A 26,708-nucleotide genomic window follows, 5' to 3' on the forward strand; every position below is an offset into this window, starting at 1 on the left:
AAAAATGCCTTGGATTCCAAGGCATTTTTTAATCAGGTTTTTTGGGTTAGATGTTATTTCCTCTTTTTCTACTGGTAGTGCTTCTTTGAGTAGAAGCTGAAGTAGATGATTTTCTGGAAGTGTTTGTTTTACTCTTCACTTGAGAAGAGCTTCTACTGGTGGAACCTCTTTGATTAGAACTTGATGATCTCACAGCAGGGCTGGATTTTCTGGATTGAGTGGGTTGAGAAACTCTTCCTTTCGTGCTTCCTCCATTAGAGCTTCTGACAGCAGGAGAAGATGGTGTTCTAGTTCTGTTGTTTTGCGGCTTTGCCTGTTGGGTTCTATTAGTTGGTTGAGTACTTCTTCCTACATTTCCTTCTCTTGTTGATGTTCTGTTTGGAGAAGATGGGGTAGTTCTGCTTCTAGAAGGTGGAGATGTAGGTTGTTGGGTTTTTGTAGTCCTGCCTTGATTATAAGGTTTACTTTCAAAGGATTCATTTCTAGTGGATGGGGCAGCACTTCTTGACCCATTACCTGACCTACTTGGGGAGGTGTTGGTGCTTCTATTTCCTGAATTAGACCTTGTTGTAGGGCTAGCAGATCGTGTAGCAGGAGCACTTCCGCCACGAGCATTTCTAGAAGGCGAATTTGAATAAGTGTTTCTAGATTGTGCTCTTTGCGTTTTTACTTGCTCAGATGATGCCACTCTACTTGGTCTTGCTTCAACGGTTCTTCCTCTTGAGGCACTCAAATTAGGTTGGTACAACTCCACGCTATTTCTAGAGACAGCCGCTCTTCCTGGGGCTTTACTTCCTCTTACAGAGTAAACAGGTACCGAAGTTCTGGTTACTCTTTCTATTTCCCTTCTGTTAGGTCCAGAAACATAACGGTTGTTGTTATAAACCACTGTATTGTTGATTACAGTAGTATTATTATAAATCTTGATTTTAGTCTTTCGTGGTGCATAGTAGTTATATGCATAGGGATGGTAGATTCTATGAGATGGTAAAAATACCCAATGAAAGCTCGGAATATTAACCCGTACACTTATTGAAACGCCAGGCCCCATTGGGGCCCAACCGTAATGACCTCTACCAGTTCTCCAGTTGACCCAAGCAGGTCCCCAATCATAACCAGGAATCCATGCCCAACTTTGGTAGTAATCGTCAAAATACCAACGACCATAATGGAAAGGAGCCCAGCCCCAATCATAATAAGAAACCCAGGTGTTTCCATATTCCGTCATTACCCAGTGGCCATTGGTACCATAAGGGTGGAAATCCTGATTGACGGCAGGTAGCCAGATGTATCCATAATTGGCATCTTTTACCCAATCTCCATAGGGCATTAATTCATCATAGAAAACCTGAAATGAGACACCATAAGGAGTTTCTGCCATGGATTGTTTGGGGGCAAATAAACTGATTGCCAGCCAAAGCACCAGCGTGCTTGCGAGTCCAAATTTTAAGTTTTTCTGTTTCATTGCTTTGTGGTTTAGTTTGTTGAAATGGTGTCGGTAGGTTTTTTAGCAGGAAAAAGCTTGGTCTTTAGTTCGTCATAGTCTCTTTGGTTAAGTAGATGCAATTTTTTTATAAAAGGATGCATGCATACTAAATCTAAAATCGTTCCAATTTTGAATCTTCTTCAAAAAAAATTCAATTAAGACATAGGAACGGAAGAAATTGAATGGAAGTTTTCGATATATTCTTAAGATAATCTTAAAAATAGAATCCAATTTTTATACTTAATTAAAAAAATTAAATAACTCTCCTAGGAGTGGAATAATTTTTTAGTGAAACGAGGGATGATTTTAGGCGTTGTTTTAGAAAGTTTTTATTTCAAAAACCTTGATGCGATTATTTATTTGGTAAAGAGAAAAAATGAAAAAAATAAAAAAGCCATAAACTTTTGCTTATGGCTTCTAGGTTTGAAGTGTTTCTCTATTGTGCAGGAGGTGGAGTTGGTCTACGACGCACCAAACTGTCAGCGGGGTAGGTGGCTTTTAGCATCGCCATTTGATCTTTTGCCCAATCAATTAAAATTTCCCTTTCCTCTGAAGTCATGTTTGCTTCTGGGTGAAGGCCCAGATAGGTGTAAGATGGCAGAGGCATTTCATTTTCTTCCACCATCTCAATGGTTTCTTCTAATTTATGATTTTGATAGGCCAACGGGCGGTTGATAAACTCCGAAAAATTTAGATGTCGCTTCCCGTCATTCACATGTCCATTTAACCAAAGGCCTATAGGTTGGAGATTACTGTACCAAGGGTAGGTGGTCAAGTTTGAATGACAATCGTTACAGGCATTTTTTAGGATGGTGTTCACATTGTCGGGGATATCATATGATTTGGAGATATGATAAGTATCATCATTACTGATGTTTTTTTCAACGGGGATAAATTGAATTGCTATCAAGACGACAACTATTCCAATTGAGATTTTTTTGATCATAGCTAGTGTAAATGGTAGTAAAAAGGTACTCTTTAGATCGAATTTTAACCAATAGGTTTAAGATATTAAGATTTATTTAAGAATATATTGCTGAGCCCATGTTAATGGACAAAAATAAATTTGAAAACAGGGTATATCTTAACTACGGTTCTTGACTAATTGGTCCATTACCCAATTGGTCCTAGCTCCAGTTATGCCGGTGCTAGGGCAGGTGGAGGTTCCCAATAATTCTCCGACTATGGTTTCAATCAAAGGTTGTTGAATATGTTTGGGTAAATCAAAGTAAAACTTTTCTATAGGCCGATTGTCTAATTGAAGAGTGAATTCCCCTTGCCCAAAAGTTTCAAAACGGATAGTTCCTTTATTGCCATAAATAATTATCTCATCAATTTCTGAATTTTGGGAGCTCGTGAAGCACCAATTTCCCGTTCCAAGTACTCCAGATTCAAAAACAAAGCTTCCTGTGACAATATCTTCTGCTTCATAAGCACCTCCCTGATTGGAAGAAAAACCAGTCGCTTTAGTAACTGATCCGAAAAAGAAGTCCAATAAATCCAATTGATGCGAAGCCAAATCAAAGAAGTAACCACCCCCAGCTATTTCTGGGTCTATTCTCCAATTGTTGTCCAAATTAGCTACAATGGTTGGGGTCAGTACTTGTTTTAAGTTGATGTGAACCGTTCGGATTTCACCAATTCCGCCTTCTTCAAGAATTTGTTTGATTTTCACAAAGTGAGGAAGGGCTCTTCTGTAATAAGCCACAAAAAGTGATACGTTTTCTGACTCGCAGATTTGAATCATTTCTTGGCATTCAGCATAAGTTCTGGCCATTGGCTTTTCTACATAGATGGGCTTTCCCGCTTTGGCTGCTAGTTTCACCAAATCCAAATGGGCATTTGGTGGAGTGGCTATGTAAATGGCATTGACTTCAGGATCATTTATGAGCTCTTGAGCATTTGTATACCATTTTGATACCTGGTGTCTTGATGCATAATCTTTAACTTTTTCTTCATTCCTTCTCATGACAGCTACCAACTTGCTGTTTGGAATGAGTTTCATGGCTGGAGCAGACTTCACTTCGCAAACATTACCTACGCCAAGGACTCCCCAGCGAACTTCTGAATCCTGATTTTTTTTCATTTTCACAATTAAAGACAAAAGTCGATCAATACAATTTTTTAAAATTGATCACTTTCATCAAGTATTTAAAATTGTATGGAACTTAAATAAACTGCATTAAAAAAAATATTCCCAAAAGAAGAAGGCAAGGTGGATTCACCTTGCCTTCTTCTTTTAGATAAAACTTACTTCTTTTTGCCTTTGTTAGGTTTGACTTTTCCGTTAAAAAGAAGGTTGTTGTTTGCTGAATTTGAATTAGTGACAACTCCTACGGTAGCATTTTCCATAAGGTAATCGGTAACTTCTTGAGGTGTGGCAGTGGGGTTCTTACTTAGATAAAGTACTGCTGCACCAGCGACATGAGGTGCTGCCATGCTAGTGCCCTGAAAATTAACGTATTGATCTGGGCCATTTACAGAAGCTGAAGTTATATTTACCCCCGGAGCAAAAATATCAATACAGGAACCATAATTGGAAAAACCAGCTCTACTGTCTGAATCATTCGTAGCCCCTACAGAAATAGCTTCCGGAACAGATGCAAGGGCTTGCCAACATGCATCTTCATTCGAATTTCCAGCAGCCACTACTACCACTATACCATTATTAAAAGCTGACTTAACTGCATTGGATACCGCATTACCAAAGGAGTAACCCTGAATAGACATATTAATTACTGAAGGGCCGGTTTTATTGGCAGATACCCAATCAATTCCTCCGATGATGTTTGACCAAGTGCCCCTATTATCATCACCTAATACTTTAACCGAAACTAGTTTGACTTTTTTAGCTACCCCATAAATAGAGCCACCTACTGTGCCGGCAACATGAGTACCATGCCCAAAAACGTCGGAGGCATCACCTCCATAAAAATCTGCTCCTGGCATTGCTCTTCCATCAAAATCTTCATGATCATATCTTATTCCTGAGTCTAAAATGTAGGCTGTGATATCCGAACCAGGGGAGTTGTAAGAGTATTCTCCGTCCAGTGGGAGTTCGGCTTGATTTATTCTATCCAATCCCCATGTCGCACCAGTTTGTACCACATCGGCACCATAAGCATAACCATCCTGTTCGATATAGGCTACTTTTGGATCCTCCGCCAATAATCTGGCTTGCTCAGAGGTTAATTCAGCGGAAAATCCATTGATCACGTTTCCATATACTTTTTCAACTTTGTTGGATGAAACGCCATGCCTAGCAGCAAGATCATTTGAAATTACTCTCATTCCGGCTTGAACATCTTCATACCTTCCTGTTTTTCTAAAATTTAACGTTTCCTCCTTTAAGACAACAATATATTTGTCAGGTATTAGTGAAGGTTTATTTACCTGTGATAAGACCTCATCTTGAGGTATCTGTACCTGATCGATTTGTAAATCACAGGAGGCAAATGCAAATACAATCAGAATTGCATACCATTTTTGGTTAATTTTTAAGGTTTTCATGTGAAGTGTTTAAAATAAAAATGATTGAATAAAAATTAGGCATGAAAAATTATCAGCCCTTAACCTTGTGTGGTTATTAAAAATGGGAAAAAATCCTGATTTTATCTAATAATTATTGCACTATTTTAAGCGTAACTATTATTTATTAAATAAGAAGATCCAATTCAGCTTTTCCGTGACCGTCTGGTGTGGTGTAAAATGGTCTTCTTTCTATCTCGTAATTGGTTTCCGGAGAAATACCCAAGGCATGATATATGGTCTGATGAATACTGTCTATTTTAATAGGATTTTCTATGCTTTTGCAAGGTCTTTCATCTGCAGTTTTACCAAAAACATGTCCCTTCTTAATCCCTCCGCCAAACATTAAGATGGAACAGCCATCTGTAAAGTGTCTATGCATCCCATAATTTTTCATATCCTCTATGATATCAGGAACCTCTACTTGATCTTTTACCTTTAGACCCGGTCGGCCTTCGGTTAGCATATCTCTACTGAATTCACTTGCTACAATTACCAAGGTTCTATCTAGCTTTCCACTTTCATCCAAATCAGTGATCAATTGTGCAATAGGAGAATCAATCATTTTCTTCATGTCTTTCAATCGGGTATGACCATTGTCATGGGTGTCCCAACCAAAAAATGGTTCATATTCCGTAGTTACCGTGATATATCTTGCTCCCTGGTCTATCAGTCGACGAGCCAATAAGCAACCTTGCCCGAACTTACTGGTATTGTATTTATCATAACTTTCCTTAGGTTCTTTACTTAAGTCAAAAGCTTGAGCTTCCGGAGAGTTTAATAAAATATATGCCTGCTCCATAGACCTTTTTAAAGACTCTTTTTGATAATCACTACCAAAATCTCCCATAGGTCCAGCAGAAAGCAAATCCTCATAGAGTTTGTTTCTAGCCTCAAAACGCTTAGTGGTCATACCCACAGGTGGCCTTACGCTGTCCAATCCTGAAGTTGGATCCGGAATTAGGAATGGCCCGAATTCACTTCCCAAAAAACCAGCACTATGAAAGGCTTTGAGTTCTTCCCCTTCGCCGACTGTAAATCGTTGCCCAATATTGATAAAAGGAGGGATTACTGGATTTAATGCACCTTTTTCTTTGGCTATCCAAGAACCTAAATGGGGAACCACAACGGACTGAGGAGGTTCATAACAAGTATGAAAATGGTATTGATGTCTTGTGTGAAGAATGTGTCCTAAATCTGCAGCGACATAAGAACGAATCAAAGTTCCTTTATCCATGACTTTGGCAATGGATTCCAAACCCTCTGAAAAATGAATCCCATCCAAAGCTGTAGGGATGCTTGGAAATGTACTGAGTACCTCTTTTGATTCCATTCCTTTCCGGAAAGGAGTGTATTTTTTAGGGTCGAATGTTTCCGTATGGGCCATTCCTCCGGCCATGAACAATAAGATCACAGAGTCAGCTGTAGCTTTCATAGTAGGGCTGCCGCAGGAACTTAGCAAGCCGCTCACAGGAGCACCCGCTGCCAATGCAGAAAGCATGGCCGCACTGGTCTTTTTTAAAAATTCTCTTCTGTTATATCCTTCTTTCATATGAGCTCAATAGATAAGTTGGAATTCTGGCAATAACAAAACTGCCCATAGAAAATCTTGTATTTGTTCCTTTTGAGGGTCGCTCCCCATGACTTTTCTTGCCACTTCTAATTCCTTTTCTTCTGGTTTTCGATTTAATGTTTTTTCATAGATCGCTTCAGTAAGTTGATCGGTGTTAGGATAGTTTGCTTCCCAATTTTTTGCCCCCATAATCAATGCAGAATCCAAAAGGATTCCATTGGTTAACTCAAGAGCCTGAAGTAAACTTGCCTGAGAATCTCTGCTAGTGGAGACGATTTCTCTATTGGGTCTTCCTAAAGCTTTCAAAAAATCATTGTTTGCCACTAAAGCTGCTCTGACATAATTGACTGAGCTCCCGCTTTCAGGCGTCAGTTCATAGGGTTGATATCTTTGTTCCTCTGGTTTAAACAGTGGGTACACCACAGTGCTTACGGCATCAGAGAATTGCTCTGCCGTCAACCTCCTCCGTACCATTCCTTCAAATTGAAAATCCTCAGCCAGTAGCTGATCTGCAGTTTTGTATCCTGTGGATTTTGCCTGGTAAATTTTTGAATTTCCTATTTGGGCAATTAAACGCTTGATATTGTATCCGTTTTCCACAAAGTCTGTAGCAAGCCAATCCAATAAATCCTGACTCCATGGCTCATTGTCCATTTCGTCCACCGGTTCTACGATTCCTCTTCCCATCATCTGCTTCCATATCCTGTTTACGATGGTCCGGTACATTCTTCCATTGGCAGGTTGTACTAAGTTCTCTGCCAACTGCTTGAGTTTTTCAGATCGACTGGCAGCATAAGCTATATCCCCCAGTTCTTCCCATAATATTCTGGTGTCAGCCATTTTGCCAGTTGGCTGCTCACATCTACTGATTTCCAAAGTAGAGTCTGCAAAAATATTTGCAAAGGCATAAGACTCTTCCAGTTTCCAGTCACTGATAAATGAATCGTGGCAGGAAGCGCATTTTAAATTCAGTCCCAATATAACCTGTCCTACATTTTGGGCAGCTTGCAATTCAGTTCTCTGGCTTGCATTGACCGTGCCCCTCCATCTAATCCCCTCGATAAAACCTTTTGATTTTTCGCTTGGGTTTAACAGCTCTTTGACAAACAAGTCATAAGGCTTGTTTTCTTCCAAAGACTTATACAACCAATCGGTGATGTTATATCGGCCATTCGTAATGTAGCCAGTTCCGGTATAGTCATTTCTTAAGGCATCGTTCCAAAAGGTTAGCCAATGTGTGGCATAATCCTGATCTCTATTCAGCAATTCATTAAGCCAAATACTCCTTTTGTTTGGACGGTTATCCTTGATAAATGATTCAAATTCCGCCTGAGAAGGGATGAGTCCTATTACATCCAAGTAAATCCTCCTTAAGTAAACTCGGTCCGAAACTTCTTCTGGCCAATTGATTCCATGTTGGTTAAAATACTGATTCACCCATAGGTCAATAGGATTACTTAATCCATTGGAAGGGTTGGGTAATTCGGGAGATCTAGGGGCCAACTCTGCTACTCTATAGACACTTTGTTGAGCTGCTCCGTCCGGCCAAGGCGCTCCTTTTTGGATCCATAATTCCAAAAGCGCTTTTTCTTGATCATTAAGTAGATTTCCTTTGGCCGGCATTACCTCTTTATGACCTTTTTTTAGATTGATTCTTCGAATCAGCTCACTTTCGGAAGGACTTCCAGGAACAATGACTTTTCCGTTTTCACCTCCTTCAAAAACATATTCTTTTTCATCAAGCCTTAGCTCACCTTCAATTTTTGCTCCACTATGACATTTATAACAGTTATGTGCAAATACCATTCGTACTTCACCTATCAATTTCATTTCCTTTTCTGGGGAAAGCTCAGATTGATAAGAAGCCAGGTTAATGTTTAATTTTTCAATGTTTTGACTGCTTTCATTACCGGGAATTACTTCCGTTAGAAAGTCCTCTCCATGTGTCAAGGAACCTCCGAAATGACCCGTGATAGAAACACCAATGGTAGTTAGGAATAATACACTCCTTAATGTTCGGACGTTTGATCTGCTTCGATTTTTATGGATTCGGTAAAGATAGAATAGAAGAAAGGCACTCAGACCAGCTGTTACCAAACCCACCTGTTTGTGAAGATCCAACGTTGCTCCACTGGTTCCCTCTGAGGATGCAAGCAGAAGTCCGAATATGGCAGAAACGATGGCACTGATTCCTCCTGCTATCAATAAAGCTGAAATGGCGGGTCTAAATTTGGATTGGTAATTTTTCAATGAAAAAATCTCCAAAGCTGCAGCGAATAGAAGAAGGGCAATTGGAAAGTGCACGACCATTGGATGGAGTCTTCCCAAAAATGTCCAAAGCCAAAAAGGGCTTGATTCTGCAGGGGCTGTTTCTTGGCTAAATACTGGAAGCGCAAGGAATAGCAATGCGAATGCAAGCAGCCTAAAGATGATATGTTTGCCTATAGTCTTAAACATGTCCACTGATTCAGACTAGAAATTAATGGATTTAGGGAATTATGCTATCCTGATTGAAGCCTGTTTTTATGAATGGTACCTATTTCCTGTATTCTTCCTCCACTTTTTCACTCATGGAAGGTGATTTTACTTAGTTCCATGTCGGGATAAGAAGCTTTATGTAATATCTCCTGAATCCCTTAGTTGATATCTTGGCATCCTATTCGCACTATATATGACCTATTCAGCCATAGGCAGAATGATAGAACAGTATCAAGCTGTTAATAAAATTGTTTTTGTATTAGTACGACTTAAAGATGCTAGACAAAAGTTATTCTCAATTAGAGAAACTTCTGTTTGTGGTTTTACATGATTGTTCAATTTAAAACTAAGAGCCATGAAAAACCGATTAAATATTTTAATGATTTCCATTTTTGCATTTGCAGCATTTGCTTGTTCACCTTCAGGAATGAAAGTAGTGACCCAAGAAAAAGAGACTGCAGATGTAACCGATTATCAAACCTATAATTGGATTTTTGAGGATGCAATTATCCCTGAAGATAAAATGATTGTCGCTTCTGATGGGATTTTGGTATATAATAACCAATCTGACCGTAAGAAGCTAAAAGATGCCATAGAGCTTCAAATGGAGGCTAGAGGCTTTAAAAAGGATGTTTTAAACCCTGATATGCTTGTTGATTTCTCCATTTTGGAAAATGATACCGAGCTGAGGAAGTTCGTCATGACCAATGGACAGGATTACCTAGGATTTGGACCAAGGTCTGAAACCACAGAAATGGTACCTGTCGATGAAGGAACTGTTATCATCAATTTTCTTGATGCAAATACAGGATATCAAATATGGCAAGGATTTGCTTCAGGTACTCTTGAAAAAGAGGACATGAATAACCTATCTACTATTAAAAATAAAGTAGGTGCAATCTTTGAAGATTTCAATTTTGATCAATACGGTACAAGTGGGCAATAAGCCACTAAACCTTACCTAATGTAAAAGGGTAGACGCGATAAGTTGCGTCTACCCTTTTTTTGTGGATGTGGAATGTTTTCCACAATCTGTTACATTATAAAGACAAAAATCAAATCCTATAAATTTGATCTTCAATGAATTAGATTTTTTTATAAGATTGACTTGACCAAGCCACCTTCTACGCGGATGGAGGCTCCATTGGTCGCAGAGGCTAAAGGACTGGAGAAATAAACTACAGTATTGGCAACTTCCTCCACACTTGCAAACCGTTGAATTAAGGAAGTAGGCCTCATGTTTTTGAAGAAATCTTTTTCTACCTCCTCAGTCGATGTTTTATTGCTTTTTGCCAAATCCTCTATAAAGATTCCTACTCCTTTAGATTTGGTAGGTCCTGGTAGAATAGAATTTACAGTCACATTCGTCCCTTTGGTTAATTCTGCTAAACCTCTACTTATACTAATTTGAGCTGTTTTGGTCATGCCATAATGAATCATTTCTTCGGGAATAAAAACTCCGGATTCACTGGATATGAAAATTATTCTCCCCCAGTTTTTTTGAAGCATTTTTGGAAGGTAATGTCGGGAGAGTCTGACGCCGCTCATGACATTCAATTCAAAGAAACGAAACCAATCTTCATCAGGAATTTCTTCAAATGATTTGGGTTCGAAAATCCCTGCATTGTTAATCAAAATGTCAATTTCTGGAACTGTTGAAATTAATCGATTGACATCTTCCACTTTGGAAAAGTCTGCAGCAACCCCAGAGACTTTCTCACTTCCAGTGGAGGTTTTAAGACTTGATACTGCCTTACTAACACTTTCTTCTGTCCGGCCATTGATCACTACTTCGGCACCTTCCTTTAAAAATCTCTCTGCTATTGCATAGCCGATACCTGCAGTAGATCCGCTAATAAAGGCTTTTTTGTCTGCTAATTTTAAATCCATGAAATTGAAATGTTTTAGTTTTTAAAAATGGCGATCGTTTCGCCTTGCTTTTAAACTGATAGGAACTTCATATAATTCGTTTAAATCAGAGAATTTCTAGAAATTTTAGTTTGGTTGGTTGAGGTGGTGTTTTTCTTGAGTTTCTAGAAAAGGTAGGAATTCAATTGCTTCACTTTCAAAATAATATTGAATTACTAATCCATCTGGATTAATAAGTACCGATGTGGGAGATTTTATAATATGATACCTTTCAAAAAAACCACGTCCATTATTAACCAAATGAATAATTGGTTGGTACTCTCCAAATGATGTTTTTAGATCCTCCTCATATGCAAATAGACTGAAACACTCAATAGAATAGTTTTTTTTAGCCTTTTGTAAATCTAGGTACAACTTATCCCAAACTGGTTTTTTAATAAATTGAGTTAAATGATTGAAATGAATCAAAACCCATTTTTCGTTTAATTGGTCTTTTCCAAACTCTTCTCCTTCTATGGTCTTGAATACAAATTCCGGGAAGTTTTCTCCAATCTTTGGCCTTAGTTCTGGGTCTCTACGATATTTTTTATAAGGTTCATTTGGATCATACAAAGCTTTTTCGAGTTCCCCATATTTTCCGTATAAATGTTGTAACTCCAAACCAGGTTTCTCTTTCAACAACTCCATCAATTGTTTATTGGATATTTTTTCGCCGGAGACTTTATTAAAAACCTTGCCTTCTAAGTTATAGTTTGATACTGTTCTGGATCTTGATATAATTTGCTGAGCAGTTATTTTGAAAGAGAAAAGGAAAAATAAAAAAAGAAATAGTGGTGATTTCATGAATTCAATTTGTTCAAAAATAGGGTTCAGGGGCTTGTTTTCAAAACTAGTATCTCTTTAATAATTAAAACATTTTTAATTTCTCCACCAACCATTTTGTTTTCGGATATACACTATTTGGCCCGTATGATAGGCATTGTGGGCAGCGATATTAGCCAAGGTTTCTTTCCAGCCAGCGAATTGTTCCTCATTCATTTTTTTGGTTTCCTCTTCTATATCAGAAAGAATTTGATCCAGTTTCTGAGTCATATTCTTCCAGTCCTCTTCAGATATTTCACTAAAGGTGAGATCATTGTTTCCATCAAATTCTGCTACATCATTTCCTTGCATTGCTTTTAAAAGCCGCTCATTCCAAAAAACCAAATGAGAAACCAATTGAGCAATGGAATGATTTCCAGAGTCATCATGCCAATTTGCATTTTTGGCGCTCAAATCATCCATAGCAGTATTGACTGGGGCAAACCAGTTTTCATTTGTATGGGAATATTCTAACTGTTTAACCAGAAATTCTTGATCTATTTGTCCAAATGCCTGTTGAAGCCCTCCAATTAAGAAGGAGAGAATGAAAAGTAGCTGAAGTGTTTTCATGATGATTGGTTTTTGTAGTGTCTTCTTTATGAAAATTACATCATTTTAATGATTATATCGGGGTTAGCCTTCGTGGATGGACAGTTGATATAGTCTTTTTTTTCTAGAAAATCATCTTTGAAGGGTATCATTACTTCCTTCTTGCAATGAAGCAATAGGATTGATTAAATAGCTTCTAAAGGACTGGATTAGAATTAGGGTAATAGAAAGAAATGAAAAAAGAATTACGGGGGCAGATAGGATCCAAAATGTGATTTTGGTCTGGAAGGCGTAGTTTTCAAGCCATTTATTTCCTAGTAAATAGAGGAATGGGATGCTGAAAATCCCAGCAAAAAGGAGTGAGCCAAACGTGCCTTTCCCAAGGATTTTTGTAATATCCGTAAATCCCGCTCCCAAGGTTTTTCTTACACCAATCTCCTTAATTTTAGAGGAAGCGAGGAAATAAGTTAACCCGAAGAATCCCAAGGAAGCTACTAAAATAGCCAAGCTTGAAAAGATTTGGAATACCTGGAAAAAGTTCTCATCCCGCTGGTATTGTTGATTATAAAAATCATCAAGGAAGTAATAGCTGAATGGGTTCTCTGGAAAAGATGAATTCCAATAATCTTTCATTTCACTTAATAAAACATCTTCCGAAGCTTCTTTGTATTTGATAAAGACGAATAAATCAGGTTGATCTCTAAGCTCAAAAATGATAGGTTGATAGGCCTGTTGAAGTGAAAATTGATGGAAGTTTTTTACCACTCCAATAATTTCGGGTGTTGAATTTACCCTGTAATGTATTTTTTCACCAATAGCTTCCTCAGGAGAATTGAAGCCTAATAATCTTACTGCCTCTTCATTTATGATAATGGATCGCTTTTCATTTCTTTGTACGTCAAAATCTCTTCCAGCTAAAATTTCTATTTTGAACTGGGAAATGAAATTTTCGTCGATTTGAGTAAATGAATACGTATTAGCTTCTTCTTCCGGGCTGCCTATTTTTCTTACATAACCTTCAGCTTGTCCCCGAATGAGTTTTCCCGGAATAAAATTCGCACTTGTCAACCCAATAATCTTTGAGTTTGCAAGAAGTGCATTCTGGAAGCTATTCATTCTCTCCTCTAGGTTAACACCTTCACTTTCTACACTTGGACCAGCAAGTACCAAGGTTTTTTCTAAATCCAACCCAGAGTTCGAGTTCTTCATGAATCTTAATTGGGAAGCAATCAGTAGCGTAAATCCTATGACAAAAATGGAAATTGCAAACTGAAAAATAACTAGGGGGCGCTGGATCCGAAGCTGAATTTGGGACTTGGAAGTGATAGACCGAAAGGAACCTTTTGACACCAACCAGGCAGGATAGATACCTGAAAATATAATGGCTAGGGCCAATATCCCCACTTTTACACTCCAGGAGGTGGAGTATAATAACTGTTGTAAAAGATCGATGCTGGTTATTTTGATTAATAAAGGATTAATCAGAATTATCAATAAAACTGCAGACCCCAATGCGATTATGTTGATGAAAATTGCCTCGAAAAATAATTGATTGAATAGATGCCTTTTTCCTGCCCAGAAAATCTTTCTAACACCGATTTCTTTATTTCTCAAAATCACCCGGGCAGTTGCGAAATTGATGTAATTACATGCTGCGATTACTAAAATCAAAAATGCCAAGGCTGCCAAAAGGAATAAAACGGGTTCGCTTCCATTGGCTTTAAATTCATTGATTAAATTTGACTTGAGATGTATTTCTTCTAATGGCATAGCATGAAAACTGATTCCAGATTCTGGGAAGCCCTTTTCTTCAATAGCCTTTAAAGAGGCCTTGAATTCAGAAGCCTGATTGGAGGAAGGGATTTTGACATAGGTATAAAAATCAGGCCCCCAGTTTGAAAATTCTTGATCTGGATTGGGATAAAGGTTTAAAGAGATCAATGCTGAAAAATCCAGGTGTGTATTTGAAGGCAAATCTTCTATGACTCCAGCTACCGTATAGTTTTTAAATTCTTGGTATCCGTTTTCCTGATAAATTCCATAAACCCCGTTGATGATTAAACTTCTATTGATGGGATTTGTCTCGCCAAACAGTTTTTCTGAAAGTGATTTTGTTAAAATAATTGCCTGAGGGGTATTTTTCCACTGCTCTTCAGAGCCAGCAATGAATGAAAAATCAAAGAAATCGAAAAAAGTGGTTTCTGCTCCAATAATCCCATCTTGGGCGATTAGGTTTTCACCTGCTTTTATGCTGGTATTTTGACCTGCTTTATGGATTCTTAAGACAGACTCGGTATTACTAAAACTGTTTCTGAGTTCTTCTCCTGCTTTTGAATAGATTCTTGCAGAAAAACTGGAACCACCGTTTTCCAAGGATTTTTCCTGATAGATTCTGTATATTTTTTCTGAGTCAGAATGGAAATTGTCAAAACTCTTTTCAAAAGCCCAATAAGAAAAAATCAACAAGCATGAAGCCAATCCTACACTCAAGCCAAGTATACTGATCAACGAATAAAAAGGATGAAACTTGATGCCCCGAAGCGTTGAGATGAAGTAATGTTTAATCATAGTGGAAATTTTTCTCCCCCATGTGAAGGCTAAAGCTATGCCAACAAAAAGCTTTTAAAATAGGCGAAATAGCTGATAGTCTTAATATTAATTTACCAAGGCGAACAAAAACGTTCGAAAATGGACGAGAATATTTTTAGGAATACGCTTCTAGAACATGAGAAAAAACTCCGTCAATAGCAGCTTGTTAAAGGCTATACTCACAGTTGGTAGAATCGAGCATTTCATTCAAGAAAATCTAGTTGAAAAAAAGCGTGTTGTTAGATTTTTGTCCCAAAACACGCTTTTTCAAAACTTTAAGGTTAGAGTTTTATTCGTTCTTGGCAGCTCCTACACCAATGAAAGGAATGGCTCCTGCTCCCGTCACTTCAGGAAGTATACCGTTCCATTTTTCAATGGCTTTTAGGTTAGCTTCAATTTTTCTCAACTCGATCAGATCTGGTGAGATATTCATTTTCTGAAGCCTCAAAGCCTCCGCTTCTGCTGTAGCAGCTGCAATAGTTTGCTCAGCTTCTACCCGAATTCGGTCCAGATCCCGCTTTGCTTTCAAGGCATTTTGCTCCGCTGTTTGCTTCGCTTCAATGGCATCGGTGAAGGTTTTTGAGAAACTAAAGGAAACGATTGAAAAAGCATCAACAGCAATGTTCGATTCAAGTAATCTAGAAGTTAAAGCATCTTTCATTTCTGTACTGACAGCTGGTCTCTTTGTGATTAATTCCTCTGCTGTATATCGAGCGGTTACAGCTTTCATTACCTCCTGAATTGCTGGGTCAATAATTCTTGCTTTAAACTCAACTCCGATAGACTGGTAAACGATATTTGCTTTATCAGGAATCACGTGATAATTAAGTGCTACAGATAAGTCCACATCCTGAAGGTCTGAAGAGGCTGAGGCAGCATCAGTAATTGCTTTTTGGATTTTTACATCCATCAATTCTACAGTCTGCACAATAGGTATTTTAAAGTGGATACCTTCCCCCAATACAGTGTTTTGCACTGCTCCAAAATTCAGGACGATTCCACGTTCTCCAGCTCCCACTTGAGCCCAGGGTTTAAAGGCAAATAGTAGAATTAAAATTATCCCTCCTATAATGACAGGCTTCCATGAGCCCTTTCTCATTTCATATTTTACGTCTTCGAAATCCATTTTTCATTTGTTGTTATCTTGACAAGGTAGTCTTTTCCTACTAGAAAAGGCTTTCAGCAATGAAAGCATGGATTCCAATCAGAATTCAGAGAAAATTAGGGGGGATACTTTGTTAATATCCTGCTGCTTGGCCATCTTTTCGGGATTCAGAAGCCCCAGAATACACTTTATTTTCCAAGTCTACTCCAATAGCTTGGTACCCACCATAAATTCCCACAGCAAATGATATTCTATGCCCCATCTTTCTTAGTTCCCGGAATACTTTCGGTTCAAAACCACTTTCAAGATTGAGGGTGCCTCCATTGGTCATTACGGATCCAGTAGGTTGTGAACTTCCGGAATGTCTCATTCGAGGAGCATCTCCAGCCTCTTGTAAATTCATCCCAAAATCCACCAAATTCACAACAATTTGAGCATGGCCTTGCGGTTGAACGGATCCACCCATCAAGCCAAAACTTACATATGGTTTTCCATCCTTGGTGATAAAAGCTGGAATGATGGTGTGGAAAGGTCTTTTACCAGGTTCCAATGCGTTTGCATGATTTCGATCTTGTACATTAAACATCCCTCCTCTGTTTTGAAGTACAAATCCTAATCCATCGGGTACCATTCCTGATGCAAACTCCGAATAGATACTTTGGATCAATGAAACCATGTTTCCATCCTTATCGGCGACAGTCAGGTAGGTCGTGTTTCCGGATTCAATTTCCATGTCCCCAGCAGGATAGCTATTGGCTGCTTGTTGAGGGTCGATTAATGCACGACGTTCAGCGGCATATTCTTTGGAGAGTAATTCTTCCAGAGGTATTTTATTGAATTCCGGGTCGGCATAAAACTTAGCTCGGTCTTCATATGCCAGTTTTTTTGCTTCCGTCAACACATGTAAATATTCCGTGCTTCCAAAACCCATGGATGCAATATCATATCCTTCTAAAATATTAAGCATTTGCAAAGCTGCAGTTCCCTGCCCATTGGGAGGTAATTCCCAAATATCATATCCTCGATAATTTGTGCTTACAGGTTCCACCCAGTTTGAAGTATGACTCGCTAGATCCTCATAGGAAAGAAAGCCGCCATGTTTCTTCATATAGGCATCAATAGTTCTGGCTATATCTCCTTTATAAAATGTGTCCCGGCCTTCCTTGGCAATTTTTTCATAGGTGTTGGAAAGGTTAGGGTTTTTGAAAACTTCCCCTTTCCTTGGAGTATGTCCATTCGGCATATAGGTTTCTGCAAATCCCGGTAATCCTTCCATTCCCCGATAATTACTTTCCATCTCAAAAGCGATTACCTCTGAAACTGGAAATCCTTCCCTTCCATAATCAATTGCTGGTTTCAAAAGGGTTTCCATGGGGAGTTTTCCGAACCTCTCATGCAAGGCAAACCAGCCATCTACGGCACCAGGTACGGACACTGGAAGTGGACCTAGATTCGGTATATACTTTATTCCTCGATCTAAAAAATAATCGATATTGAGAGATTTAGGAGCTCTACCACTTCCATTAAACCCAATGAGTTTTTTTTCCTTTGCATCCCATACAATCGCAAAAAGATCTCCTCCGATCCCACAACTAGCAGGCTCTACTAAACCCAAAACAGCATTGGCAGCAATCGCAGCATCCATAGCGGTACCCCCAGCTTTTAAAATATCCAAGGCAACTTGGGTGGCCAGAGGTTGACTAGTTGCAGCCATTCCATTTCTGGCAAGAATTTCTGATCGTGTAGTAAACGTTTCTCCAGTCAAGCGATCTTGAGCTGAAAGTTGGCCGATGAGAAATAGAGATAAACAAGCTGTAATTATCCGGTGCATAATATTCCTGATTTGAGAGAGATTTAAGATAGCGAAAAATGAGTTAAGCGATCAAATCAATAATGAGGACAGGTACATAAGCGTTTGAATAGTACTCCTTTTTCCCTAGTTAGTGCTTAGGCCTTTGTTTTCCATTGAATAGGCTTCACCTCATACCAGGCTCTCTTTGGTCGGTCTGCCGGATAGCCATTTTCAAGTCTGTAATTTTTTCTTTCTTGGGTATAGTCCCACCAATTTTTGTCAATTCTAGGATTCCTTGCATAATCAGTAATCAACCAAAACTGATCCTCTACACAAGGGTCTGTCCAATACCCTTGTTTTCGCTCAAACTCTTCGAGTAGTTTTGCCCCGTTTTTTTCTTTTAGGTCTTTCAATGAGTAATATCCCATAACTATCAAATCCTCCGAGAGCTTTACTCCAATGGATGGTACAGTCTGAAATTCTGCCAATGCATGAAGGGTTTTTACCCTTTCAGAACTTGCGTTCAAAATAATTTCCAATTCATCAAAAGGCATTTCCAATATTCCTGAAATCTTAATCTTTGCTTTTCTGAGGTTTGTCCTTTCCTCAAGACTTAGGTTTAGTTTTGGGGACGCTTTTTTCTTCATCCGATTAAATTATTTACGGGGAATATAGTCTTTTCATGATTCCATATAAAAAGAAACAAACCCAGCCAAAACAAGATTGACTGGGTTTGAAATTTTTGGTAAAGGATTAAAGAGAATTCAATTAACCCATTCCAAAGCCTTCTCGGTAAGTTCTGGTGACGAACTGATTGGCATCCTCGAAATTGGTAATTCTCAAATTATCTCCATCCCACAGCAATTTCTTACGTCCATAGAACTCCATTTGACCTTTGCTATTTTCTCTTCTTAACATGTAACTTCTGATAGCAAGATTTCCCATTAAAACAGTTTCTGTCATTGGGCCTGCATAATCAAAAGAAGAAGTTAATCCTTTATGTTCCGTACTTCCAAAACCAGCTTTACAAGCATCCACCCAAAGTCTTTGATGTCCATATTCTGGTTCATCATTCGGTTCTGTTTGAGGGCCAAATTCTTGGGTTCCGTCATTGAGGTAAAGTTTCGGCATGAGAGGTGAGGAATCATTAATATTGGTAGAAATAATTCCTTTGTCTCCTATGATCAATACTCCATTGGCGGAGTTTGCTCCTCCTATATCGTGATCCGCAGGAATAATATCAGGGTGTGCTGGTCGAATTCCACCATCCATCCAAGTCATATTGATTGGAGACTTGCTTTTTGGAGTTGCTGCAAAGTTCAATGAGATGAACGAGGATGCAGGGCAACCATCAGGATGGTAATCAGGGGTCCACATGCCGCTGTATACTGACCCTACGCTACATTCTGCATCAGTAGGATAGTGAAGTCCAAGGGTTCTAAATGGAATATCTATTAAGTGACATCCTACGTCACCAAGGGCTCCAGTACCATAATTCCACCAACCTCTCCAACTAAATGGAGCCAATCCTGGAGTATAAGGAATTTCAGGAGCTGGGCCTAACCAAAGATCCCAATCCAAGGCACTTGGTTTGGCACTTGGGTCTGGTTTTGGGAATGCTCCTCCCTGAGGCCATACTGGACGGTTGGTCCAAACTTCCACCTTGGAAACCTTTCCTATTTTATCCGAATCAATCCATTCTTGAACCAAGTTAAGGAGCGGGTTTGAACCTCCTTGGTTTCCCATTTGAGTAACTACTTTTTGGGTTCTTGCCATCTCTGTAAGCATTCTCGCTTCTTTGATGTTATGGGTCATGGGCTTTTGTACATACACATGCTTCCCTCTTTCCATGGCATATTTTGCAGCTGGACCGTGTACATGGTCAGGGGTGGAGATGGTTACCGCATCTATGTCTTTCTCTGTATCCAGCATTTTTCTGAAATCGGCATAAAGTTTCGCGTCAGGGAACCTTTCTACAGAAGCCTTCGCAGAGCCAGAGAAATCAACGTCACATAATGCAACCACTCTTTCTCTTCCATTTACCGAGGCATTTCTGATATCACTTGCACCTTTTCCACCTGCGCCTATGGCAGCAAGGTTCAATTGGTCAGAAGGAGAGGTAAATCCAACGCCTCCTAAAACGTGTCTAGGTACAATAAAAAATGAGGATGCAATTGCTGCATTTTTAATAAAATCCCTTCGGCTTTGACCTTCAGAATCTTTCTTGTGCTGTGTCATGGGTTTTTGATTAGGTTAAATAAGTTTATGTAAAATAGAAATTTATCCAATAGGTTGAATCCTGTTTGTCTTTAAACTGCCATACTTTAAGGATTAACGGTAAAGATAATTTTCATGTAAAAGTTTGTCAATTTTTTTAGGAGAGGGTTTAAAATACCCGGTGCTGAAGGATTTTTGATGGAAATTTCAGAGTCAAGGGTTAAAATACAGTTGTTTTTGAGTTGGTTTTTGATAATTGCGGTTTTTATAGTTTGAAATAGACTTTGGTTAGGATGTAAAAAGGCCAAAGAAAATATCAAAAAAGTGTAAGAAATCAGGACAATGCAGGTGGGCTAAGCGGTATTTTCAGACTTTCTTTGGATATATTGAATGGATAAAGCATTTAGAATAGATTCAACAGGCCAAAAATGAAAATAGGAGTACTAAAAGAGACAAAAGAGCGGGAAAATAGAGTAGCTCTAAGTCCAGAGGTCATCAAATTATTGGTAAAGAAAGAGTTTGAAGTGTTAGTGGAAGAGGGAGCAGGAAATGCTTCTTATTTTTCGGATGCAGAATATATCTCTGCAGGGGCAAATGTAGTAAAGGCTCAAGAGGTTTTTGGTTCGGATATTTTGTTAAAAGTCAATCTCTTCACGCTTGCTGAGATTGATCAGATGCAAGCTGGCACAGCCTGTATTTCCATTATGTATGCCTATAATCATCCTGATGTCTTGGATGCCATGAATAAAAAATCCATCACGTCCTTCTCGATGGATGCTGTGCCTAGGATTTCAAGAGCCCAGAAAATGGATTCCCTTAGTTCTCAAGCCAATTTGGCTGGATATAAATCGGTAATCATGGGAGCCAATCACCTTGGGAAAATCTTCCCTTTGATGATGACTGCTTCCGGTACCATTACTCCTTCTAAAGTATTGATTTTTGGAGCTGGTGTAGCCGGCTTACAAGCTATTGCTACTGCTAAAAGGTTAGGGGCAATTGTTGAAGTAAGTGATGTAAGGCCTGAAACCAAAGAGCAAGTGGAGTCTTTGGGGGGGCGGTTTTTGATTGTGGAGGGAGCAGAAACAGTGAAAGTAGAAGGAGGGTACGCAGCTGAAGTTTCAGAGGAGTTTTTGAAGAAGCAAAAGGAACTCATTCAATCTAAAATCAAAGAGTCTGATCTGGTAATTACCACAGCCTTGGTCATGGGTAAAAAATCACCAATTCTTGTGACAGAAGAAATGGTGAAGACTATGAAAAAGGGAGCTGTGATCGTAGATATGGCCGTGGAGTCAGGAGGGAATTGTGAGATTTCCGAGAAAGATAAGACCGTAGTCAAGCATGGGGTGACCATCATTGGAGAATCCAATCTGCCTTCCTTGTTGCCTACCAATGCCAGTCAACTTTATGCTACCAATATTAGTACGCTTTTATTGCACTTGGCTAATAAAGATGGCTTTAATCTGGATTTGGAGGAAGAAATCACCAAGGGAGTATTAATCACTTACCAAGGTGAGACTGTCCATGAGTTTACCAAGAAAATCTTAAATAACTAGTAACCCTTTTTATCATGAGCTCAGAAGCATTAATTATTCTGATTTATATTCTTGTTTTGGCAAGTTTTCTGGGATTTGAGCTAATCGCTAAAGTTCCCCCTACACTCCATACGCCCTTGATGTCGGGATCGAATGCAATCTCAGGAATCACGATTGTGGGTGCGCTATTAGCCTGCAATGAAATGGGCTATGTCACACTTAGTAAATGGTTAGGAATGATTGCCTTAGTTCTAGCTACCATCAACGTGGTGGGAGGGTACACGGTGACAGATCGAATGCTTAAAATGTTCAAGAAAAAATGAGTATTGCCATCCAAATAGCCTATTTGATTTCCTCCATTCTATTTGTGTTGGGAATTAAAATGTTGAACAAAACCAAGTCTGCCAGACAGGGAAACCGCTTATCTGCCTTGGGGATGTTTATTGCAATTTTAGCTACCTTGGTACAGATACAAGTCATTTCCTTTGTGGAGATTTTTGCTTGTATTGTAGTAGGTGCTGCGATTGGTTTATATTATGCCAATAAGGTGGAAATGACGAAGATGCCAGAAATGGTAGCTCTGTTCAACGGGTTTGGAGGCTTAGCTTCCTTCTCAGTCGCCTTGTCGGATTATTTCCTTCGAACCAACGTAAATCTGGAGTCCATTGAGCTGGTAACGGTCATCAGTATCATTGTATCGGTTTTTATCGGTGGAGTGACTTTTACGGGATCTATTATAGCATTCTTGAAACTGAATGGAAATATCTCAGGATCCCCCATTACCTTCAAAGGGCAGCATCCACTCAATTTAGCCTTGTTTCTAAGTTTTTTGACTGCGGCAACCTTTACCGTAATTGATCAAACTGACCCAGTGTTAATCATTGTATTGATCGTGATTTCGCTCGTTTTAGGAGTGCTGACGGTAATTCCCATTGGAGGAGCTGACATGCCGGTGGTGATTTCACTTTTGAACTCCTATTCTGGAATGGCAGCCTGTGCGACGGGTTTTATTTTAAATAACAATGTACTGATCGTGGCTGGCTCCTTGGTAGGGGCTTCGGGAATCATTTTGACACAGATTATGTGTAAAGCGATGAACAGGTCATTGGTCAATGTCCTATTAGGTGGTTTTGGTCAGACTGTTTCAAGTGCTGGTGAAGATGGACCTTCCATCACCGTCAAGGAAATAGGAGTGGAAGAAACAGCCATGCTGTTTGATTCAGTGTCTTCTGTGATTGTTGTTCCGGGATATGGGATGGCTGTTGCGCAAGCCCAGCATGTGATCCGAGAATTGATGGAACAATGTGAGAAGCGGAATATAGACTTCAAATTCGCGATACATCCCGTGGCAGGGAGAATGCCAGGTCATATGAACGTGTTATTGGCGGAAGCCAATATATCCTATGATAAATTAATCGAAATGGAATCCATTAATGATGAATTCCCAAATACTGACTTAGTATTGATTGTTGGTGCCAATGATGTGGTGAATCCTGCCGCCAGAAATAACCCTCAAAGCCCAATTTATGGGATGCCTATTTTGAATGCGGACAAAGCAAGAACAGTGATTGTCAGCAAAAGAAGTATGGGTAAAGGATATGCAGGAGTAGAAAATGAACTCTTTGGTTATCCAAACTGCCTGATGCTTTTTGGGGATGCCAAACAAACCATTACAAAAGTAGTCTCCGAAATGAAGGAGATGTAAGAATATTTTTTTCTCAAACCTATACCTAGGGCTACCGGATCACTCCGGTAGCTTTTTTTATTACATGGAAATTAAAAAACTGATAATAAATCCTTGATCTTTAGGTATTATCCTTTCTCCAGATTCAATCTATTTTTGAAAAACCCTGTTTTAAGATTGATTTTCTGATTTTATAAGATTCTGGCTTTTCCTGAATCGATCAGGATAGTAGAGTGATAAGTTTTTGTTATCTAGGGTTTTACCGGTCGGGGTTGCCTGATTGGCAGTCAGATTTACTTCAAGGATTTGTTGAAATAATTGATAGAATAATGCGAATAGTGACATTTACTTTAAAACGGGGGTTTGTTGCAGTGCTCATGCTGTTAAGTATACATGCCTTCCCTCAAGAATTGGCAAAAGGTTATGTTTTCAATGATGAAAATGGAAACGGAAAGAAGCAGCGACGAGAGGCGGGGCTACCAGGAGTCAGTATATCCAATGGCAAGGAGGTGGTGCAAACAGATGAAAATGGATATTATGAAATATCTATAGAAGATGGGCAATTACTATTTGTTATTGAGCCTTCGGGTTATCGTGTTCCCTTGGATTCTTTGAATAGACCCCAATATTTTTACATCCATAAGCCTTCAGGTTCCCCTGAATTGGTCTATCCTGGTTCGGCTCCCACGGGTGATCTTCCCAAAGAAATCAATTTTGCTTTGACCAAAACAGAGGAAAAAGAAGAGTTTACGGCATTGATCTTTGGAGATCCACAACCTTATACCTTAGAAGAAGTGGAATATTTTGACCGAGGGATTGTCAGTGAAGTGGCAGGTATAGAGGATGTGGTATTCGGACTTTCTTTGGGAGATTTGGTAGGGGATGATTTGACGCTATTTACTCCTTATTCTCAAGCGGTTTCCAGGGTGGGAGTTCCTTGGTACAATGTCATGGGAAATCATGATGAAAACTATGATGTAGCATCGGACGAACTCTCAGATGAAACTTTTGAGGCGAATTTTGGACCGAGTACCTATGCTTTTAATGTTGGCAAAGTGCACTTCATTGTGATTGATGATATCCTTTGGCCAGATCCTAGAGACGGTCAAAGTTATTGGGGTGGATTGAGAGCAGACCAGTTAGAGTTTTTAAGGAATGATTTGAAATTTGTCCCTAAAGACCATTTGATTGTGATGTCCATGCATATCCCGTTCTTTGAGCAAGGAGACTCTTTTCGAGATCAGGATAGACAAGCGATTTTCGATATGCTGGAAGACTTCCCATATACCCTTTCCTTATCTGCCCACACACATCTTCAGAGGCAAGATTACTTCACCAAAGTAGAGGGGTGGAAGCAAGACACTCCACACCATCATTACAATGTGGGTACTACCTCAGGTGATTGGTACAAAGGAGTATTAAATGAAAAAGGAATTCCGGTATCTACCATGCGTGATGGTACTCCCAAAGGGTATGCATTTATTCATTTCACGGGAAATCAATACAAGGTGAATTATCAAGTAGCTGGAAAATCCAATGCCTATCAAATGGAAATTTTTGCACCCAAGGTATTGGAGAAAGGGAAGCGGACTACAGCTGGGATTTTTGTCAATTTTTTCATGGGATCAAAAGGAGATGAGGTCTTAATAGGCATTGATGGAGGTGAAATGAGACCGATGTCCTGGGTGGAAGATTACGATCCTGCCTACTTAATCGATTTGTATCAGTGGGACACTACAGAAACCCTACTGGACGGAAGAAGACCATCCAACCCTGCTCAGAGTAAACACCTGTGGAGGATAACTATCCCAAATGGATTGGAAGCGGGAGAACATACTGTAAAAGTCCAGGCGACTGATCGTTTTGGACAGGTGCACCTAGGGACACAGAAAATAATGGTATTAGAAAAGTAAGTTTTGGATCAGTTTAAAATGCCGGGTCAATCGTGGTCCGGCCTTTTTTACTACCTAGGATAAAACCCAGGATAAAAATGGTAAGCGTTCCTACGACTATTGTCATGTTGCTATGTAAAGGGTTTTGAAATGGAGCAAGGTCTCCTAATAGAATATAGGAGGATAAACTCATCCAAATGATTACTAAAACTCCCACCGAAACAGCAATAGAAGCATTTCTGCTGTTGCATTTTTTCACTATAAAACCAAGAAGGAAAAGTCCCAGAATTCCTCCGCTGAAAATAGAAGCCAAGGCCCACCAAGCATCTAATGCGCTGGTGACTCCATTGAATGCCAGTCCTACCAAAATACTGAAAATTCCCATGATCAAGGATGCAACCCAAAGTACTCTCATAGAAGTTTTCTCTGAGGGGTTGGGGTGAATGTATTTTTTAAAGTGATCAGAAAGTATTACTGTGGCAGAGCTATTTACACTGGTGGAAACAGAACTCATCCCCGCAGCAAAAATAGAGGCAATCAAAAGGCCTGTAATCCCAGTTGGTAATTGGGATACGATAAAATATGGAAAGACCTTGTCTGAATTTGCTGCCCCTGAAATGTCTGAGGGAAGTAATTCCGGTTGGGCCTGATAATAGGCAAATAAGGCAGTGCCTATAAAAAAGAAGATGGCAGAGACAGGAACATATAACAGACTCCCTAGCCAGGTTGATTTAATGGCTTCCTTCTCAGTTTTGGCACTCACGTACCGTTGTATATAATTCTGGTCTATTCCAAAATTCTGCAAGTTGATAAATAGACCATAGACTAGGATCATCCAAAAGGTCGAGGTAGTAAAGTCCAGGTCAAAACTCCCTAAACTGAATTTATTTTGGGAAGCAGCAATAGTAAATACTTCGTTGGCTCCTCCAGGGATGTCAATAAAAATCACCAGCAGGCAGGCCAAGGCACCAGCAATTAAGACGATTCCTTGAATGGCATCCGTCCAGATTACCGCTTCAATTCCACCAGACATGGAATAGATGATCACGGATATTCCGGTAATAGTGATAATCATTGGAATGCTCCAGCCAAACAAGGCGTTCATCGGTAAAGCGAGGAGGTATAGGATGGTTCCCATCCTCGCCAGTTGGGTCAATAAGTAGCAAATCGAAGCATAAATCCTTGCCCAAAGCCCAAATCGTTGTTCTAAATAATAATAAGCTGATTCGCTGTTTAGTTTACGGTAAAGTGGGACAAAGTACTTGACAGCAATCAGCGCTGCCAAAGGAATGGATAAACTGAATACAAACCCATTCCAATTGGATAAATAGGCATTACCTGGTAAAGCCAAGAAACTGATACTACTTACAAAAGTTGCAAATATTGACATGCCTATTGCCCAAGAGGGAAGCCTACCACCTCCAGTGGTAAAGTCTAGTGCGGATCTTTTTCGAAAGGAGAAGGATAGACCAAAACCCACGATTGCTACCATGTAGATTAAAAAAACGACTAAATCAAAAATGGGAAGATTCATAGGTTGAATGGGCTAATTG

20 protein-coding genes are annotated in these 26,708 nt (G+C 39.4%); 5 read left to right on the forward strand and 15 right to left on the reverse strand.

What is annotated here, in order from left to right; all coding sequences use genetic code 11:
• Nucleotides 1–46: 46 nt before the first annotated feature.
• The 6 genes from BUR11_RS01100 to BUR11_RS01125 all read right to left on the reverse strand — a co-directional run bounded on the left by BUR11_RS01100 (nucleotide 47) and on the right by BUR11_RS01125 (nucleotide 9,044).
• Nucleotides 47–1,465: a DUF6600 domain-containing protein gene (locus BUR11_RS01100; RefSeq protein ID WP_074223004.1), complete on the reverse strand. Its 1,419-nt coding sequence runs from the start codon at nucleotides 1,463–1,465 to the stop codon at nucleotides 47–49.
• Between the two features lie 457 nt (nucleotides 1,466–1,922).
• A complete protein-coding gene (locus BUR11_RS01105) occupies nucleotides 1,923–2,432 on the reverse strand; it encodes a heme-binding domain-containing protein (protein WP_074223005.1) in 510 nt (169 codons plus the stop codon).
• A gap of 138 nt (nucleotides 2,433–2,570) precedes the next feature.
• Nucleotides 2,571–3,572: a Gfo/Idh/MocA family protein gene (locus BUR11_RS01110; RefSeq protein ID WP_074223006.1), complete on the reverse strand. Its 1,002-nt coding sequence runs from the start codon at nucleotides 3,570–3,572 to the stop codon at nucleotides 2,571–2,573.
• Between the two features lie 164 nt (nucleotides 3,573–3,736).
• Complete coding sequence (locus BUR11_RS01115) at nucleotides 3,737–4,996, reverse strand: S8 family peptidase (RefSeq protein WP_074223007.1); 1,260 nt, start codon at nucleotides 4,994–4,996, stop codon at nucleotides 3,737–3,739.
• Nucleotides 4,997–5,141: 145 nt separating this feature from the next.
• Nucleotides 5,142–6,566 carry a DUF1501 domain-containing protein gene (locus BUR11_RS01120; protein WP_074223008.1) on the reverse strand — a complete coding sequence of 475 codons (1,425 nt, stop codon included), beginning with the start codon at nucleotides 6,564–6,566 and terminating at the stop codon, nucleotides 5,142–5,144.
• Between the two features lie 6 nt (nucleotides 6,567–6,572).
• Nucleotides 6,573–9,044, reverse strand: a complete 2,472-nt coding sequence (locus tag BUR11_RS01125) for a DUF1549 domain-containing protein (RefSeq protein WP_084560828.1) — start codon at nucleotides 9,042–9,044, stop codon at nucleotides 6,573–6,575.
• A 376-nt stretch (nucleotides 9,045–9,420) separates the two neighbouring features.
• Between BUR11_RS01125 and BUR11_RS01130 the strand changes: the two genes are divergently transcribed.
• Complete coding sequence (locus BUR11_RS01130; RefSeq protein WP_074223009.1) at nucleotides 9,421–10,011, forward strand: DUF4136 domain-containing protein; 591 nt, start codon at nucleotides 9,421–9,423, stop codon at nucleotides 10,009–10,011.
• A 149-nt stretch (nucleotides 10,012–10,160) separates the two neighbouring features.
• Here the strand turns inward: BUR11_RS01130 and BUR11_RS01135 are convergent, their stop codons facing one another.
• From BUR11_RS01135 to BUR11_RS01170, 8 genes are all read right to left on the reverse strand, one after another.
• On the reverse strand, nucleotides 10,161–10,955 hold the full coding sequence (locus BUR11_RS01135; RefSeq protein ID WP_074223010.1) for an SDR family NAD(P)-dependent oxidoreductase: 795 nt from the start codon (nucleotides 10,953–10,955) through the stop codon (nucleotides 10,161–10,163).
• A gap of 105 nt (nucleotides 10,956–11,060) precedes the next feature.
• Entirely contained in the window at nucleotides 11,061–11,777 is a 717-nt protein-coding gene (locus tag BUR11_RS01140) for a hypothetical protein (RefSeq protein ID WP_074223011.1), read from the reverse strand.
• Between the two features lie 75 nt (nucleotides 11,778–11,852).
• On the reverse strand, nucleotides 11,853–12,365 hold the full coding sequence (locus BUR11_RS01145; RefSeq protein ID WP_074223012.1) for a DinB family protein: 513 nt from the start codon (nucleotides 12,363–12,365) through the stop codon (nucleotides 11,853–11,855).
• A 111-nt stretch (nucleotides 12,366–12,476) separates the two neighbouring features.
• Entirely contained in the window at nucleotides 12,477–14,912 is a 2,436-nt protein-coding gene (locus BUR11_RS01150) for an ABC transporter permease (RefSeq protein WP_074223013.1), read from the reverse strand.
• A 310-nt stretch (nucleotides 14,913–15,222) separates the two neighbouring features.
• Nucleotides 15,223–16,059, reverse strand: a complete 837-nt coding sequence (locus tag BUR11_RS01155; RefSeq protein WP_074223014.1) for a prohibitin family protein — start codon at nucleotides 16,057–16,059, stop codon at nucleotides 15,223–15,225.
• Between the two features lie 112 nt (nucleotides 16,060–16,171).
• The gene (ggt, locus tag BUR11_RS01160) at nucleotides 16,172–17,869 is read right to left on the reverse strand and encodes a gamma-glutamyltransferase (RefSeq protein WP_074223015.1); all 1,698 of its coding nucleotides are present in this window, start codon (nucleotides 17,867–17,869) and stop codon (nucleotides 16,172–16,174) included.
• A 116-nt stretch (nucleotides 17,870–17,985) separates the two neighbouring features.
• Complete coding sequence (locus BUR11_RS01165; protein ID WP_074223016.1) at nucleotides 17,986–18,477, reverse strand: helix-hairpin-helix domain-containing protein; 492 nt, start codon at nucleotides 18,475–18,477, stop codon at nucleotides 17,986–17,988.
• Between the two features lie 121 nt (nucleotides 18,478–18,598).
• The gene (locus BUR11_RS01170) at nucleotides 18,599–20,068 is read right to left on the reverse strand and encodes a Gfo/Idh/MocA family protein (protein WP_074223017.1); all 1,470 of its coding nucleotides are present in this window, start codon (nucleotides 20,066–20,068) and stop codon (nucleotides 18,599–18,601) included.
• A gap of 407 nt (nucleotides 20,069–20,475) precedes the next feature.
• Here BUR11_RS01170 and BUR11_RS01180 point away from each other — a divergent pair, with 407 nt between their 5' ends.
• The 4 genes from BUR11_RS01180 (at nucleotide 20,476) to BUR11_RS01195 (ending at nucleotide 25,176) form a co-directional block, all read left to right on the forward strand.
• The gene (locus BUR11_RS01180) at nucleotides 20,476–21,600 is read left to right on the forward strand and encodes a Re/Si-specific NAD(P)(+) transhydrogenase subunit alpha (RefSeq protein ID WP_074223019.1); all 1,125 of its coding nucleotides are present in this window, start codon (nucleotides 20,476–20,478) and stop codon (nucleotides 21,598–21,600) included.
• Nucleotides 21,601–21,614: 14 nt separating this feature from the next.
• Entirely contained in the window at nucleotides 21,615–21,902 is a 288-nt protein-coding gene (locus tag BUR11_RS01185; protein WP_074223020.1) for an NAD(P) transhydrogenase subunit alpha, read from the forward strand.
• Nucleotides 21,899–23,284, forward strand: a complete 1,386-nt coding sequence (locus BUR11_RS01190; protein ID WP_074223021.1) for an NAD(P)(+) transhydrogenase (Re/Si-specific) subunit beta — start codon at nucleotides 21,899–21,901, stop codon at nucleotides 23,282–23,284. The genes BUR11_RS01185 and BUR11_RS01190 overlap by 4 nt, the downstream gene beginning before the upstream one ends.
• Before the next feature lie 308 nt (nucleotides 23,285–23,592).
• On the forward strand, nucleotides 23,593–25,176 hold the full coding sequence (locus BUR11_RS01195; RefSeq protein ID WP_074223022.1) for a calcineurin-like phosphoesterase C-terminal domain-containing protein: 1,584 nt from the start codon (nucleotides 23,593–23,595) through the stop codon (nucleotides 25,174–25,176).
• Nucleotides 25,177–25,189: 13 nt separating this feature from the next.
• On the opposite strand, the gene BUR11_RS01200 is transcribed toward BUR11_RS01195, so the two are convergent.
• The gene (locus tag BUR11_RS01200) at nucleotides 25,190–26,689 is read right to left on the reverse strand and encodes a sodium:solute symporter (protein WP_074223023.1); all 1,500 of its coding nucleotides are present in this window, start codon (nucleotides 26,687–26,689) and stop codon (nucleotides 25,190–25,192) included.
• Nucleotides 26,690–26,708 lie beyond the last annotated feature (19 nt).

It is taken from the genome of Algoriphagus halophilus (assembly GCF_900129785.1).
In the GTDB taxonomy this organism is placed as follows: Bacteria; Bacteroidota; Bacteroidia; order Cytophagales; family Cyclobacteriaceae; genus Algoriphagus; species Algoriphagus halophilus.

Coding starts and splice junctions, on each gene's coding strand:
- BUR11_RS01100 (WP_074223004.1), bottom strand. CDS start 1,465: ATGAAACAGAAAAACTTAAAATTTGGACTCGCAAGCACGCTGGTGCTT.
- BUR11_RS01105 (WP_074223005.1), bottom strand. CDS start 2,432: ATGATCAAAAAAATCTCAATTGGAATAGTTGTCGTCTTGATAGCAATT.
- BUR11_RS01110 (WP_074223006.1), bottom strand. CDS start 3,572: ATGAAAAAAAATCAGGATTCAGAAGTTCGCTGGGGAGTCCTTGGCGTA.
- BUR11_RS01115 (WP_074223007.1), bottom strand. CDS start 4,996: ATGAAAACCTTAAAAATTAACCAAAAATGGTATGCAATTCTGATTGTA.
- BUR11_RS01120 (WP_074223008.1), bottom strand. CDS start 6,566: ATGAAAGAAGGATATAACAGAAGAGAATTTTTAAAAAAGACCAGTGCG.
- BUR11_RS01125 (WP_084560828.1), bottom strand. CDS start 9,044: ATGTTTAAGACTATAGGCAAACATATCATCTTTAGGCTGCTTGCATTC.
- BUR11_RS01130 (WP_074223009.1), top strand. CDS start 9,421: ATGAAAAACCGATTAAATATTTTAATGATTTCCATTTTTGCATTTGCA.
- BUR11_RS01135 (WP_074223010.1), bottom strand. CDS start 10,955: ATGGATTTAAAATTAGCAGACAAAAAAGCCTTTATTAGCGGATCTACT.
- BUR11_RS01140 (WP_074223011.1), bottom strand. CDS start 11,777: ATGAAATCACCACTATTTCTTTTTTTATTTTTCCTTTTCTCTTTCAAA.
- BUR11_RS01145 (WP_074223012.1), bottom strand. CDS start 12,365: ATGAAAACACTTCAGCTACTTTTCATTCTCTCCTTCTTAATTGGAGGG.
- BUR11_RS01150 (WP_074223013.1), bottom strand. CDS start 14,912: ATGATTAAACATTACTTCATCTCAACGCTTCGGGGCATCAAGTTTCAT.
- BUR11_RS01155 (WP_074223014.1), bottom strand. CDS start 16,059: ATGGATTTCGAAGACGTAAAATATGAAATGAGAAAGGGCTCATGGAAG.
- ggt (WP_074223015.1), bottom strand. CDS start 17,869: ATGCACCGGATAATTACAGCTTGTTTATCTCTATTTCTCATCGGCCAA.
- BUR11_RS01165 (WP_074223016.1), bottom strand. CDS start 18,477: ATGAAGAAAAAAGCGTCCCCAAAACTAAACCTAAGTCTTGAGGAAAGG.
- BUR11_RS01170 (WP_074223017.1), bottom strand. CDS start 20,068: ATGACACAGCACAAGAAAGATTCTGAAGGTCAAAGCCGAAGGGATTTT.
- BUR11_RS01180 (WP_074223019.1), top strand. CDS start 20,476: ATGAAAATAGGAGTACTAAAAGAGACAAAAGAGCGGGAAAATAGAGTA.
- BUR11_RS01185 (WP_074223020.1), top strand. CDS start 21,615: ATGAGCTCAGAAGCATTAATTATTCTGATTTATATTCTTGTTTTGGCA.
- BUR11_RS01190 (WP_074223021.1), top strand. CDS start 21,899: ATGAGTATTGCCATCCAAATAGCCTATTTGATTTCCTCCATTCTATTT.
- BUR11_RS01195 (WP_074223022.1), top strand. CDS start 23,593: ATGCGAATAGTGACATTTACTTTAAAACGGGGGTTTGTTGCAGTGCTC.
- BUR11_RS01200 (WP_074223023.1), bottom strand. CDS start 26,689: ATGAATCTTCCCATTTTTGATTTAGTCGTTTTTTTAATCTACATGGTA.